Here is a 15,561-nt window from a genome sequence, read left to right on the forward strand (position 1 = left end):
ATATAGAAAGGAGAAAGGTAGAAAATATGAAGCAAGTATTGAAGTGTTTTAATGTCGTAACGATGATCACACTTCTCCTATCCATCATATTGCCTTCACCCAGTGCTTTTGCTACAGAGATAAATAAAAAAAGCTGGGATGAGCTACAAGGAAATGATGTGAAAATTAAGGCAGAGCAAGTAAATGCTGAAATATATAAGGGAGAAGTAGCAGAGAGGGAGCACGTATTTCAATATACGATTGAAAATACGGGAGCTACACCAATTCAAGAATTGGTGCTTAAACAAAATAATGAAAATGAAATTACGTTCCCTTCGCAATCTGTGAAAGTAAACGGAGAGAAGTTACCTGAAAATAAGGTAGCGGATTTCTATGTAGAGGAAAAAGATAAGGGAGGAAAGGTTCTTTCTTCTAATCTTAAAATTAAAGATTTAAAATCACATGAAAAAATGACTGTGTTAATAAAAGCTCGTCGTGCACAACATTTTAATAATGAGTATAAGCAAAAAATTAGTGTGCAAAAGGATCAACTACAAATAGGGAACATGTCTGTAGATGTTGAGGGAATCCCTTCTGAAGAAAAGGTAGCAGCTAATGCCGATGAGGAGGCTGACAGTAGTAAGAAAGAAGTTGGCCCATCAGCTAATAATACAATTAAAAAAGTTGATGAAAAGCTAAAAGTATCTGTAGAAGATAAAAATAACCCTACATCAAAAACAGAACCACCAAAACAACCAGTAACCGAAGCTGAGAAACTAGAAAAAGAAGCGGAAAATCAGAGCGATGCAAAAGTACAAGCTGCATCAGAGAATGCTTCGAAGGTTCAAATGCAAACAGGGGATAAGCAAGGATTTGGAGATCCACTGTATTCTACAATTACTGCTGGTAATTTAGTACAGACTGGTAATGTAACACTTGGTTTGACGACCGATCATTATGGCAGACAAAGTCTGGGGTATAAGACGAATAAAATGACTGTGGACGTTGATAACGATGATAGTACTTTTAATTCGTCAACAGGAGCTTTTCCTAACATTCCTGCTGGAAGTAAAGTGAAAAAGGCGTATTTATTTTGGACAGCAGCTATGGGAACGCCAACTTATCCATCTAAAGAGTATAGAGTTAGCGATGCAGATGTAAGAGAGCCCGTTAAAATGAAAATGGGGAATAAAGGATACGCTGAAGTAAGTGCTGATAGTATACGAAAAGCGGATTATTTACCGTATATTTCAAATTACTCGGGTGCTGGTGCCGGTTATGTTGCATATGCTGACGTAACAAATGTAATTGCAAAGCAAGGTATTTCTCAAACGGTGACAGTTGCGAATGTGCCACAAATTAAATTTGAAAAAGGCAGTGGTTACTACTGGGGCAACTGGAATCTTATATTAGTGTATGAAAACCATAAAGAAACCGTAAAAGATATGAAGATTTGGGAAGGGTTAGTTGCTCAAAAAAGTGCAGCCTGGACAACTATTGGTATTAATAAAATAAACACGCCAAAAGAAGGGGCTTTTAAGGCGAAATTTAGTTATTTCTCGTCACAAGGAGATCCTGCTGAAAATGATATATATGCCTATGATTTTGGGCAGTATGATTTTGGATTCGGTTATAAAGATTTAGAAAACATTAACGGTAAAAAAAATGATGTTAATGATTCATCTATGACAGAAGTGCAAGTGGATGGTACTAACGAGTTTGTTACGAAAAAATATCCAGGATATAATCCGGATTGGACAAATTCATTTAGTACTGATATTCATACGTATCATCTTGAAGGACCTGCTAAAGTGAAAAATGATTTAAAAGAAGGTAAAATGCAATTTAAAGCAAATGGTGCTACTGGTGATATTTACGTATTAAATAACGCTACATTTGTTACAGAACATAATGCGCCAAACTTACAAGTTGATAAAAAGGCGTTAGATAGTGCTGGGAAAGAAATTAAGGACGTTAAAGCTGGTGAAGAGTTTACGTATCAAATTGAAGTGAAAAATGATACGAAAAATAACCAAGCCCCTGTATCTAATGTAAAAGGTTTTGATAAATTAGATGATCGTTTAGAGTATGTTCCGGGATCTATTCAATATGTGTCTGGAAGTAATAAAGGAAATAAAACAGATAATGCAAGCGATGATGAAGCGGAGTTTGTAAATAATCAAATTGATTTCCGTATTGGTGAAGGTGCAAATGCTAAAGACGGCGGTGTTTTAAAGCCTGGTGAAAGTGCTGTTATTACATTCAAAGTAAAAGTGAAAGCTTCTGTACAATCAGATACAACAGTAAAAAATATCGTTGTTGTAAAGGGACAAGATAGTAGCGAGGTAAATTATGAAACTGCAGATGATGCAGATATTACGGTTACGACTCCAAAAGAGATCCCTGGAGAAATAGAAGCTAAAAAAATAGCATCTAATAAAACACCGAAGCTAGGTGACGAGGTAGAGTATCGTATTACATTTAAAAATAAGACAAAAGATGGACGTCTAGATGTATTGACCATTGAAGATGAATTACCAAGCAATCTTGAATACGTGAAAGATAGTTTGAAAGCAGAAGGTGCAAAACCAGAGCCAGTAGAGCTGAAGTTTGAAAATGGAAAAGTAATTGCAAAGTATCCAGAAATTATGGATATGGAAGAAAGAAGTATCGTCTTTAAAACAAAAGTAAAAGAAACTGCAAAAATTGGTGAAGAAATTGTTAATAAAGCAACCGTTAGTGATAAAACAAATCCACCAAAGAATCTAGAAGAGAAGATTACACCACAGCATAAGGCCGGTAAAATTGCTGCAAAGAAAAAAGCAACAAATAAAAAGCCGAAGCTAGGAGAAGAAGTTGAATATCAAATTAGCTTCCAAAATACGGTGGAAAACGGAAAACTAGATGCAGTTACAATAGAAGATGAAATTCCAGCTAACTTAGAATTTGTTCAAGGCAGTGAGCGAGCTGAAGGTGCTGAACCAAATCCAGTAGAGTTAAAAGTAGAAAATGGTAAGGTAATCGCCAAATATCCAGAGATTATGGATACAAAAGAGCGAAGCATTGCCTTTAAAGTGAAAGTAAAAGAAGAGGCAAAAGCCGGAGAAACAATTGTTAATAAAGCGGTTGTGAGTGAGCCGAATGGACAAACTGAGCATCCAGAAGAAAAGATTACGCCGGATTATAAATACGGTAAAGTGGATGTTGAAAAAAGCGTAACGAATCAAACACCAAAACTAGGAGAAGAAGTGGAATACCGAATTACATTTTATAATACGGTAGAAAACGGAAAACTAGAAAAGGTGCTAGTAGAAGATACACTACCTAAAGGTGTTGAATACGTGAAAGATAGTTTGAAAGCTGAAGGTATAAAACCAGAGCCAGTAGAACTAAAAGTGGAAGACGGCAAAGTAATGGCAAAGTATCCAGAAATTACGGATACAGAAAAAAGAAGTATTGTTTTTAAAGTGAAAGTAAAAGATTCGGCAAAAGTAGGGGAGGCAATCGTAAATAAAGCAATTGCAAAAGATCCGAAAAATGAGCCTGTTGAATCAAAGGTTGTTATTACACCGCAAAGTAAAAAAGGTGAAATTGCTGCTACAAAGGTAGTTAATAATAAGAAGCCAAAGTTAGGCGAAGAAATCGAGTACCGCATTAGTTTTCATAATACGGTTGAGAACGGAAAACTTGAAGAGGTGCGAGTGGAAGATACAATTCCAAAAGGTCTTGAATATGTAGAAAATAGCATCAAGGCCGAAGGAGAAGCACCTGGACCAGTAGAATTAGCTGTTGAAAATGGGATAGTCAAAGCTAAGTATATCGATATTATGGATATGAAAGAAAGAAGTATCGTCTTTAAAGTAAAGGTGAAGGAAGAAGCAAAAGTAGATAAAGAGATTGTCAATAAAGCAATTGTTGATGATACGAAAAATCCACCGATTGAGCCGGAGGAAAGAATTACTCCGCAACATAAGGATGGAATAATTGATTCGAAGAAGACAGTAGATAATCCATCACCAAAACTAGGAGAAGAAGTAGAATACCGAATTAGCTTTAAGAACACGGTAGAAAACGGAAAACTAGAAAAGGTAATAATAGAGGATACAATTCCTAACGGTTTAGAGTATGTAAAAGGCAGTGAAAAGGCTGAAGGTGATAAACCAGCTCCATTAAAGTTAAGTGTGAAAGATGGAAAAGTCATTGCTGAATACGAAAATATTACGGATATGAAAGAAAGAAGTATTGTCTTTAAGGTAAAGGTGAAGGAAGAAGCGGAAGTAGGTAAGGAAATCATCAATAAGGCAATTGTGGATGATATGAAACATCCGAAAGAACCAGAAGCAAAAATCACACCATTACACAAAGATGGAAAAATTAAAGCGAAGAAAAGCGTAAATAATGAAACACCGAAGTTAGGAGAAGAAGTAGAATACCGAATTAGTATGAAAAACACGGTTAAGTACGGAAAGCTAACAGACGTGATAATAGAGGATACTTTACCAGAAGGTTTAGAGTATGTAGAAAATAGTTTGAAAGCAGAAGGTGTCGGAACAGATTCAGTAGAGCTGAAATTTGAAAACGGTAAGGTAATGGCAAAATATCCAGAAATTATGGATACAGAAGAAAGAAGTATCGTTTTTAAAGTGAAAGTAAAAGAAGGAGTAACAGTCGGTAAAAAAATCATTAATAAAGCAACTATTGATGATTCGCAAAATAAGCCAGTTAATCCGACTGCGGAAATTATTCCTCAGTATAAAGATGGAAAACTTGAAGCGAAAAAGATGGTAAATAATGAAACGCCGAAGTTAGGAGAAGAAGTGGAATACCGAATCAGCTTTAAAAATACGGTAGAACATGGAAAGCTAACAGAGGTAAAGATAGAAGATGGTTTACCAAATGGATTAGAGTATGTGAAAGATAGTGTAAAAGTAGAAGGTTCTAAGCCAGATCCAATGGAATTGAAATTTGAAAACGGTAAGGTAATGGCAAAGTATCCTGAGATTACAGATACAAAAGAGAGAAGTATTACCTTTAAAGTGAAAGTAAAAGGTAAAGTGAGCGATTCAATTGTTAATGAAGCGATTGTGAGCGATACAAAACATCCGCCAGAAACACCGACAGCAGAAATTATTCCGCAACATAAAGACGGAAAAGTGAAAGCGAAGAAGACGGTAAATAATGAAACGCCGAAGTTAGGAGAAGAAGTAGAATACCGAATTAGTTTTAAAAACACGGTAGAAGACGGAAAACTAGCAGAGGTGAAAATAGAAGATACTTTACCAGAAGGTTTAGAGTACGTAGAAAACAGTGTGAAAGCAGAAGGTTCTAAGCCGGATCCAGTAGAATTGAAATTTGAAAATGGTAAGGTAATGGCGAAGTATCCAGAGATTACGGATACAGAAGAAAGAAGTATCACTTTTAAAGTGAAAGTAAAAGATGAAGTGAAAGTCGGTAAAAAAATCGTCAATAAAGCAATTATTGATGATACGAAAAATGAGCCAGAAACACCGACGGCAGAAATTACTCCACAGCATAAAGACGGAAAAGTGGAAGCGAAGAAAACGGTAAATAATGAAACACCGAAGTTAGGAGAAGAAGTGGAATACCGAATTAGCTTTAAAAATACGGTAGAAAACGGAAAGCTAGCAGAGGTGACAATAAAAGATGATTTACCAAATGGATTAGAGTATGTGAAAGATAGTTTACGAGCAGAAGGTTCTAAGCCAGATCCGGTAGAACTGAAAGTGAAAGATGGAAAAGTAATCGCAAAATATCCAGAAATTATGGATACAGAAGAAAGAAGTATCGTCTTTAAAGCGAAAGTAAAAGAAGAATTTAAGGTTGGTGAAGGCATTGTCAATAAAGTAGTTGTTGATGATACAAAAGATCCAACAACTTCAGAAGTAACAATTACGCCAGAATATAAAGACGGTAAGCTTAAAGCAGAGAAATTTGTAAACAATAAAAAACCGAAATTAGGAGAAGAAGTAGAATACCGAATTAGTTTTAAAAACACGGTAGAAAACGGAAAACTAGTAGAGGTTACAGTAGAAGATGAAATTCCAGCTGGATTAGAGTACGTGGAGAACAGTTTACAAGCAGAAGGTTCTAAACCAAGTCCGGTAGAATTGAAATTTGAAAACGGCAAGGTAATGGCAAAGTATCTAGAAATTGCGGATACAAAAGAAAGAAGTATTATTTTTAAAGTGAAAGTAAAAGAAGAGGCAGAAATAGGCAAGGAGATTGTTAATAAAGCAATCGTAGTAGATACAAAAAATGAGCCAGAAGAGCCTCGTGTGGAAATTACTCCGCAATATAAAGATGGTAAAATTGCTGCGCAGAAAGTAGCAAATAATCATAAACCGAAACTAGGAGAAGAAGTAGAATACCGAATTAGTTTTAAAAACACGGTAGAAAACGGAAAACTAGTAGAGGTAAATATAAAGGATACATTACCAAATGGTTTAGAGTATGTAGAAGGCAGCATCACAGCAGAAGGTTCTAAACCGAAACCAGTAGAGCTACAGGTGAAAAATAATAAGGTAATGGCAAAGTATCCAGAAATTACAGATACAGAGGAAAGAAGTATTGTCTTTAAAGCGAAGGTAAAAGAAAGCGTAAAAGTGGGAGAAGAAATCGTAAATGAGGCAATTATAGATGATACAAAGAATCTGCCAGAAGAGCCTTATGTACCGATTACACCACAATATAAAGATGGGAAAATTGAGGCAAGAAAAGAAGTAAGTAATCATGAACCGAAGTTAGGTGAGGAAATCGAATATCGAATTATTTTTAATAATACGGTGAAAGATGGAAAACTAGCAGAGGTAAAAATAGAAGATGAAATTCCAGCTGGATTAGAGTTTGTAGAAGGAAGCGAAAAGGCTGAAGGTGAAGAGCCAAAACCAGTGGAGTTGAAAGTAGAAAATGGTAAGGTAATGGCAAAGTATTCAGAGATTATGGATACGAAAGAAAGAAGTATCGTCTTTAAAGTGAAGGTGAAAGATTCAGTTGCAATAGGTAAAGACATCACAAATAAAGCGATTATCCATGTTGATGATCCGAACCATCCAGTAATTGATCCGACAGCAAAAATTACACCGCAATATAAAGACGGTAAAATTGCTACTCATAAAAAGGTGAATAATCATAAACCGAAGCTAGGGGAAGAAATCGAATACCGAATTTCATTTAATAATACGGTGAAAGATGGAAAACTGGCAGAGGTGAAAATTGAGGATGAAATTCCGTCTGGTTTAGAGTATGTGAAAGATAGTCTAAAAGCAGAAGGTGATAAGCCAGCACCAGTAGAGTTGAAAGAAGAAGCTGGTAAGGTTAGTGCGAAGTATGAAAATATCACTGACATGAAAGAAAGAAGCATTATCTTTAAAGTGAAGGTGAAAGATTCTGTTGAAGTGGACAAAGCAATTGTAAATAAAGCAATTGTTGATGATACAACAAATCCACCAGAGCGACCAGAAGTAGAAATTACCCCGCAGCATAAAGACGGTAAAGTTAAAGCTGATAAAAAGGTAAATAAAAAAGATCCAAAGCTAGGAGAAGAAGTAGAGTACCGAATTAGTTTTAAAAATACGGTAGAAAACGGAAAACTAGCAGAAGTGAAAATTGAGGATCAATTACCAACTGGTTTAGAGTATGTGAAGGATAGTTTAAAATCAGAAGGTAATGAGCCAGCGCCAGTAGAGTTAAAAGAAGAAGCTGGGAAAATTACAGCGAAGTATGAAAATATTACTGATACAGCTGAGCGTAGTATTATCTTTAAAGTGAAAGTAACGGAAGTAGCAAAAGTCGGTAAGAAAATCGTGAATACGGCAATTGTGGATGATGACAATCCGAAGAATCCGCCGCAAAAACCAGAAGCGATTATTACGCCGGAGTATAAGGACGGAAAACTAAAAGCTGAGAAAACAGTAAATAATCCAGCTCCAAAATTAGGAGAAGAAGTAGAGTATCGAATTACTTTCCGTAACGTAGTAGAGCATGGAAAAGTAGCGAAGGTGAAGATTAAGGATGAATTACCAACTGGCTTAGAGTTTGTAGAAGGTAGTGAAAGAGCCGAGGGAGAGAATCCGAAACCGTTGTATGTGAAAGTGAAAAACGGAATCGTCCTTGCGGAATATCCAGAAATTACGGATATGAAAGAAAGAAGTATCGTCTTTAAAGTGAAAGTGAAAGAAAAAGCTAAAGTAGGCGAAGAGATTGTGAACAAGGCGATTGTGGAAGATACAATAAATCCACCAGAGCAACCGAATATCTCTATTCAGCCTCAATATAAAGATGGTGCATTACAAGCAGAAAAAACAGTAAGTAATCATGAACCAAAGTTAGGAGAAGAAGTAGAATATCGAATTAGCTTTGAAAATACGGTAGAGAACGGAAAACTAACTGAGGTAAAGGTAGAAGATGAAATTCCAGCCGGTTTAGAATACGTACAAGATAGTATAAAGTCTGATGGGCCGGAACCATATCCGGTGGAACTTAAAGTAGAGAATGGAAAAGTAACAGCAAAGTATCCAGAAATTACGGATACGAAAAAAAGAAGTATCATCTTTAAAGTGAGAGTACAAGAGACGGTACAAGTAGGAAAAGAGATTGTAAACAAGGCGATTGTTGATGATAATAATCCGACGACGCCGCCAGTTGAGTCACTTATACCAATCACACCGCAATATAAAGATGGGAAACTAGAGGCAAGGAAAGAAGTAAGTAATCATGAACCAAAGCTAGGGGAAGAAATTGAATATCGAATTACTTTTAACGGCACAGTAGATGGCGGGAAGTTAGTTGATGTAAAGATTGAAGATGAAATTCCGTCTGGTTTAGAGTATGTGAAAGATAGTCTGGAGGCCGTAGGTGATAAGCCTGTGCCTACAGAACTTAAAGTAGAGAATGGAAAAGTAACAGTGAAGTATCCAGAAATTACGGATACGAAAGAAAGAAGTGTCATCTTTAAAGTAAAGGTAAAAGAAACAGCAAAAGTTGGAGGAGAAATAACAAATAAAGCGATTATTGAAGTGGATGATCCGAAACATCCAGTTATAGAACCGACAGCGAAAATAAAGCCAGAATATAAAGATGGTAAGTTAACAGCAGCGAAGACAGTAAGTAATAAAGAGCCAAAGCTAGGAGAAGAAGTAGAATACCGAATTAGCTTCAAAAATACGGTGGAAAACGGAAAACTAGATGTAGTTACAATAGAAGATGAAATTCCAGCCGGTTTAGAATACGTGCAAGGTAGTATTAGATTTGAAGGGGCTGAGCCAAATCCAATAGAGTTAAAAATGGAGTTTGGAAAAGTAATCGCCAAGTATCTAGAAATTACAGATACGAAAGAACGTAGTATTATTTTTAAAGCGAAGGTAAAAGAAGCGCCGAGTAAAGGGATAACAAATAAAGCAGTAGTGGACGATAAAATAAATCCGCCACTTGAGCCTACAGTTACAATTTTACCGAAAACAAAAGGAGATTTTAAGATACCAGAAGATCCGAAAGATCCGAAAGAGCCGAAGGAGCCAGAAGTGAAACCGGAAGATCCGAAAGAACCGAAGGAGCCAGAAGTGAAACCGGAGGATCCGAAAGAACCGAAGGAACCAGAAGTGAAACCGGAAGATCCGAAAGAACCGAAGGAGCCAGAAGTGAAACCAGAAGATCCGAAAGAGCCGAAGGAGCCAGAAGTGAAACCAGAAGATCCGAAAGAGCCGAAGGAACCAGAAGTGAAACCGGAGGATCCGAAAGAACCGAAGGAGCCAGAAGTGAAACCAGAAGATCCGAAAGAGCCGAAGGAGCCAGAAGTGAAACCGGAGGATCCGAAAGAACCGAAGGAGCCAGAAGTGAAACCAGAAGATCCGAAAGAGCCGAAGGAGCCAGAAGTGAAACCGGAAGATCCGAAAGAACCGAAGGAGCCAGAAGTGAAACCGGAAGTAAGATTGGAAAAATTAATTAAAGAGCCGCAAGTAAAAACAGAAAGAGAATTACCGAAAACAGGGGCAGCGTCTCCATGGATGATGTCAGTTGGTGCTGGAATTTCATTCTTAGTTGGCGGAGTATTATTCGTATTAGGTAGAAGAAGAAAACAATAATTTTTTTAGACGAAAAGCACACTGAGTTCGATAGTTTATCGAATTCAGTGTGCTTTCGTGGTATATAAAATAAAAGCTCCTTCCACGTATGGAAGGAGCTTTTATTTTTACATATTAAAACATGCTTGAGCTATGCATTGGTTGAAGTTTTGCATTTGGATCGAAGTAAGCTTTTGCATTGTTTACTGCTGTTGGTGCTTCACCGAAGCCGCAAGCAATGAGTTTTACTTTTCCTTCATATGTACAAATGTCACCAGCAGCGTAAATGCCAGGAATATTTGTTTCCATTTTTGAATTTACAAGGATGCTGTTTTTTTGTATATCTAAGCCCCAGTTTTTAATTGGGCCAAGAGAAGAAACGAAGCCATAGTTTATAATTACGTCATCAACATCGATGATAACTTTTTCTTCAGTTTTTACGTGCTGAAGAACGACTTGTTCAATTTTGTCATCACCAATGAGTTCAACTGGAACATACGGTGTACTTACTTCTGCACGAGAATTCATTAAGTTTTCGACGCTATGTTCATGCGCACGGAATTTATCGCGGCGATGAACGATTGTAACTTTTTCAGCGATCGGTTCTAACATCATTGTCCAATCAACAGCTGAATCGCCGCCGCCAAATACTACGACGCGCTTACCGGCAAATTTATTCATATCATCAACGAAATAATGTAAGTTTTTCTTTTCATACTTTGCTGTACCTTCTAATTCTAAGCGGCGTGGTTGGAAAGCACCATTGCCAGCAGTAATAATAACTGATTTAGAATAGTGAGTTTGTTTATTCGTAACAAGTTTAAATATACCGTCAGCTTGTTTCTCAAGCGTATCGACAGCTTCTTCTAAACAAACGGTTGGGTCAAATTTCTTCATTTGCTCTTTTAAGTTATCAACTAATTCTTGTGCGCGCACTTTTGGGAATCCAGCTACATCATAAATGTATTTTTCAGGGTAGAGTGCGGATAATTGTCCTCCAAGTTGAGGTAAGCTTTCAATGATTTTTACACTTGCTTGTCTCATACCGCCATAAAATGCTGTGAACAGCCCTGTTGGACCACCACCAATAATTGTTATGTCGTAAACTTTTTGATTTTCTGCCACTTTCATTCCCCCTATAGATGGAATTTTGATATTGATTTCATATATTGTTCATATGTACACGAAAATCCTGCAAATGATGACACTTTCAAATAAATGATAGCATATTTGAGTTCATAATACTTCTGAAAACGACTGAATTGTGTGTAAGTTTTCGCATAGGTTCTTTTTTATTGTATAAAATATACAGAAAGGAAAATACATGAAAAAAAGTCTAAAAAACCCTTGAAAACGCTATGTTATTTTAAAATATTGATAATTCTCCAGACGCTTGAATTCTGGAATAAAACCGACTAATATAGGGAAGTATTATGTTAAATTTCTATGACAAAATTCGTACGATTTTTTGACTGCGTTTTGTTATGATATAGAATGTGATAAATTCCACATTCTTGACAAATAGAGTTTTTAGTACTTGGTATTATTTCTCATTACTATTATATAAAGAAAAGGGTTGTGATTTGGTGAAGACTCCAAAAATCGTAGTTTTAGGTGCAGGTTATGGCGGGATGATTACGACTGTTCGTCTGCAAAAAGCATTATCTGTAAATGAAGCTGAAATTACGCTAGTAAACAACAACAGCTATCACTACCAAGCGACTTGGTTACACGAGAGCGCAGCTGGTACATTACAAGATGAAAAAATCTGTCTAGATATTCAAGACGTTATTGATACAAATAAAGTGAACTTTGTACAAGACACAGTAGTAGAAATTAAAGCTGCTGAAAAACGCATTATCTTAAAAGACGGCGAGTTAGAGTATGACTACTTAGTAATTGGTCTTGGTTTCGAATCAGAAACATTCGGAATTACAGGATTAAAAGAGCATGCATTCTCAATCGCTAACATTAATGCAACTCGTGAAATTCGTGAGCATATGGAAGCTAGTTTCTCTAAATATGCAACTGAACAACGCGATGAGTTAGTAACAATCGTTGTTGGTGGTGCTGGATTTACTGGTATCGAGTACGTAGGTGAGCTTGCAAACCGTGTTCCTGAACTTTGCAAAGAGTACAATGTACCACGTGAAAAAGCACGTATCATCTGTGTAGAAGCTGCTCCAACAGCACTTCCAGGTTTCGATCCAGCGTTAGTAGAATACGCTGTAAAACAACTTGAGAAAAAAGGTGTAGAATTCCGCATCGGTACAGCAATTAAAGAAGCAACTGAAGAAGGTATTATCGTTGCGAATGGCGATGACACTGAATTAATTAAGTCTGAAACAGTAGTTTGGGCTGCAGGTGTTCGTGGTAACGGTATTGTGGAAGAGTCTGGATTTGAAGCAATGCGCGGACGTGTAAAAGTTGATGAGTACATGCATGCTCCAGGATACGAAGATGTATTCATGGTTGGTGACGCAGCGTTAATCATTAATGAAGAAATTAACCGTCCATACCCACCAACAGCACAAATCGCAATTCAACAAGGTTACAATATTGCACACAACTTAACTGTATTAGTTCGCGGTAAAGGTGAAATGAAAAAATTCGCATTTGATAATAAAGGATCTGTATGTTCTTTAGGTCATGACGATGCAATGGGCGTTGTTATGGGTAAAAAGTTAACAGGTTGGAAAGCTTCCTTCATGAAGAAAGTAATCGATAACCGTTACCTATTCTTATTAGGTGGACCTTTATTAGTTCTTAAAAAAGGTAAATTAAAGTTCTTTTAATATATAGTAGAAAAAGCAGAAACGGCTAAGAGCTGTTTCTGCTTTTTTCATATTAAAAATATAGTATAATATAAAAAGAAAGAATATTCTGTCCGTTCTGAAAGAGGAGGTTATTACATCATGGAGAAACGAGGGAAGGTATGGCTAGCTGTTAGTGGCCTAGTAGCTACAAAAGATGGCAGGTGGCTATTCGTTAAGAAAAAATACAGTGGATTAAAAGGGAAATGGTCTTTACCGGCTGGTTTTGTAAATGAAGGTGAGACGGTTGATGAAGCTGTGAAACGCGAAGTATTAGAAGAGACAGGCATTGTCGCTCATGTGAAGGGGATCATTGGTGTTCGATCGGGTGTTATTCGTAATGAGATTAGTGATAATATGATTATTTTCCTTTTGGAGCCTGAAGGAGAAAATATTATTATACAGGAGAAAGAATTGTCTGAAGTGGCGTTTCTACATCCAGATACGATTGCGGACGATCCAAATACGTCTGTGCTTATTAAGTATTTGTTAGAAAGAAAATCAGAATTACATCTTGAAATGGATAAAACATTAAATCCAGGAGAGCAATTTGGTTATACAGCCTATCACGTATTTACGGCGCATGCGAAGGAGAGGGAGAAAGAGTGAGTATACCGGTACTACTTATTTCAATGATGTTATTTTTTATTTTGTTCTTTGGAATTGGATTTTTACTCAACATGATTTTGCGAGCTACTTGGGTGATGGTTATTGTGTATCCGATTGTTTGTATGCTTATTATTAATAAAGCGAGTATGTGGGATTATTTTTCAAAACCGAAAGAAACATTTTCTTCATTTGGGACAAGTGTATCGCACTTAGGACAAGCAGACGTATTTATTCTATCTACTGGATTAGTAGGGGCTGCTTTAGCAGGAGTCGTAATCAAGAAACTTCGGAAAAGCGGATATCAAATGTTTTAATCTCCAATTAAGTTGGAGATTATTTTTTTGCATATTCCTTCATGGTATAGGGAATGATTAACGATGAAGGAGTGTGGAATATAAAAATGTTAAAACGATATTGTATTCGCATTATGATGACTTGTTTACTTGCAATTGCATTATGCGTAACATGGAATGCTTTCACAGGAGTTTCTTTATTAGAGATTGTAAAGAAGTATGAGGGAACGAGTGCAAAAGAAGTACATGCAGCAGAAGTTAAGAGAAATGTTGCTCCGAGTAAAGAAGTGATAAATGCTTTAGAGCAGGCAAACGACTGGTCTAAATATCGTTCAATTGAAATGACGGCAACAGGTTATACGTCGGGAATTGAGTCAACTGGTAAGAGGCCGGGACATCCGGAGTATGGTATTACATATTCAGGTGTTAAGGCGAAAAGGGATTTATATTCCACAATCGCTGCGGACTTACGCGTATTCCCAATTGGAACAATTTTATTCGTACCAGGTTATGGGTATGGTGTAGTAGCAGATAAGGGCGGTGCAATAAAAGGAAACCGTCTTGATTTGTACTATGATACGGTGAAAGATGTTTATAGCCAATGGGGTAAGAAAAAAGTAAATGTGTATGTAGTGAAAGTTGGAAACGGTAAGTTTTCAGAAGAAGAATTAACGATGTTAAATCAAGACGAAACGATGCAGGTGTTTCGGGGTCAATATTTGAAATAGAATATATAGTTGATAGGGCTTCCTTCTGTATTTTTTTAGAAACATTAATATAGAGGAGAGCCCTTTATTATTGGTATTTAATAACTGATTTTCAATGTTTAATTTATGTGTTATAATTTTTCCTGTATTAGAAGGAAATTACAATTGAATAGGGAGGGAAAGAAGAGAGTGACAAAATAGAAGCACTCTTATTATTATGAGGGAAGGAACTTTATCTCAACAAAATATAGTTGTATTGTTTTTTAAACAGTTACGCCCGAAACAATGGACTAAAAACTTGCTTGTATTTGCAGCGTTAGTCTTTTCAATAAAACAAGTATCTTTAATTATGGTGGCACAAGCTGCAATTTGTTTTGCGCTATTTTGTGCAATATCTGGCTGTGTCTATATTTTAAATGATTTTATGGATATCGAGGCAGATCGACAGCACCCTGTTAAGCGATATCGACCGATGGCATCGGGGGCATTAAATCCGTACTTTGCTATTACGGCAGGTTGTGTTATTTTAGTAGCGTCTTTAGTAGTTTCATATATACTAAATCCGTTATTGTGCTTAGTATTAGCAACCTATTTTATTTTAAATGTAGCGTATTCAATTCGTTTAAAGCACGTTGTAATCATTGATATTTTAATTATTGCATCTGGATTTGTTTTACGAGCATTGGCCGGTGGATTAGTTATTCAAGTGCCATTTACACCGTGGTTTTTATTATGTACATTATTACTGTCACTATTCTTGGCTATTAATAAAAGAAGACATGAATTAGTATTGTTACAGAATAATAAAGGTTCTCATAGAAAAGTATTAGAAAGTTATTCCCCTGCTTTGTTAGACCAATTAAGTACAATTGTTACATCGGCAACTATTGTAACTTATGCTATCTTTACTTTTAATGCAGGGAAAAGTATCTATTTAATGTGGACAATCCCATTTGTAATTTACGGGATCTTTCGTTATTTATATTTAGTTCACATGGAAGATAAAGGTGGAGAACCAGATAAAGTTTTATTAGAGGATCAGCATATTTTAATAACAGTGTTGTTATATGCGATAACAGTT

The 15,561-nt window shown here is 36.4% G+C and carries 7 protein-coding genes; 6 read left to right on the forward strand and 1 reads right to left on the reverse strand.

Annotation, left to right across the window (positions count from 1 at the left end):
• Positions 1 to 26 precede the first annotated feature (26 nt).
• A complete protein-coding gene (locus tag ACTFN4_RS17370; protein ID WP_439962570.1) occupies positions 27 to 10,079 on the forward strand; it encodes an isopeptide-forming domain-containing fimbrial protein in 10,053 nt (3,350 codons plus the stop codon).
• A 114-nt stretch (positions 10,080 to 10,193) separates the two neighbouring features.
• Here ACTFN4_RS17370 and ACTFN4_RS17375 read toward each other — a convergent pair whose 3' ends face one another.
• Complete coding sequence (locus tag ACTFN4_RS17375; protein WP_000829784.1) at positions 10,194 to 11,183, reverse strand: NAD(P)/FAD-dependent oxidoreductase; 990 nt, start codon at positions 11,181 to 11,183, stop codon at positions 10,194 to 10,196.
• A 461-nt stretch (positions 11,184 to 11,644) separates the two neighbouring features.
• Here ACTFN4_RS17375 and ACTFN4_RS17380 point away from each other — a divergent pair, with 461 nt between their 5' ends.
• From ACTFN4_RS17380 to ACTFN4_RS17400, 5 genes are all read left to right on the forward strand, one after another.
• Positions 11,645 to 12,853, forward strand: coding sequence for an NAD(P)/FAD-dependent oxidoreductase (locus tag ACTFN4_RS17380; RefSeq protein ID WP_000856612.1), 1,209 nt, complete (start codon positions 11,645 to 11,647; stop codon positions 12,851 to 12,853).
• 120 nt (positions 12,854 to 12,973) lie between these two features.
• Positions 12,974 to 13,480: an NUDIX hydrolase gene (locus ACTFN4_RS17385; protein ID WP_071740905.1), complete on the forward strand. Its 507-nt coding sequence runs from the start codon at positions 12,974 to 12,976 to the stop codon at positions 13,478 to 13,480.
• Entirely contained in the window at positions 13,477 to 13,794 is a 318-nt protein-coding gene (locus ACTFN4_RS17390) for a YuiB family protein (protein WP_000027016.1), read from the forward strand. The genes ACTFN4_RS17385 and ACTFN4_RS17390 overlap by 4 nt, the downstream gene beginning before the upstream one ends.
• 86 nt (positions 13,795 to 13,880) lie before the next feature.
• Positions 13,881 to 14,501 carry a 3D domain-containing protein gene (locus ACTFN4_RS17395; protein ID WP_002204854.1) on the forward strand — a complete coding sequence of 207 codons (621 nt, stop codon included), beginning with the start codon at positions 13,881 to 13,883 and terminating at the stop codon, positions 14,499 to 14,501.
• Between the two features lie 196 nt (positions 14,502 to 14,697).
• Positions 14,698 to 15,561 (forward strand): decaprenyl-phosphate phosphoribosyltransferase (locus ACTFN4_RS17400; RefSeq protein WP_439962571.1); only part of this gene is annotated, 864 nt, incomplete at its 3' end.

The sequence above is a fragment of the Bacillus cereus group sp. MYBK95-2 genome, from assembly GCF_051915225.1.
GTDB lineage: Bacteria > Bacillota > Bacilli > Bacillales > Bacillaceae_G > Bacillus_A > Bacillus_A cereus.

Coding starts and splice junctions, on each gene's coding strand:
- ACTFN4_RS17370 (WP_439962570.1), top strand. CDS start 27: ATGAAGCAAGTATTGAAGTGTTTTAATGTCGTAACGATGATCACACTT.
- ACTFN4_RS17395 (WP_002204854.1), top strand. CDS start 13,881: ATGTTAAAACGATATTGTATTCGCATTATGATGACTTGTTTACTTGCA.
- ACTFN4_RS17385 (WP_071740905.1), top strand. CDS start 12,974: ATGGAGAAACGAGGGAAGGTATGGCTAGCTGTTAGTGGCCTAGTAGCT.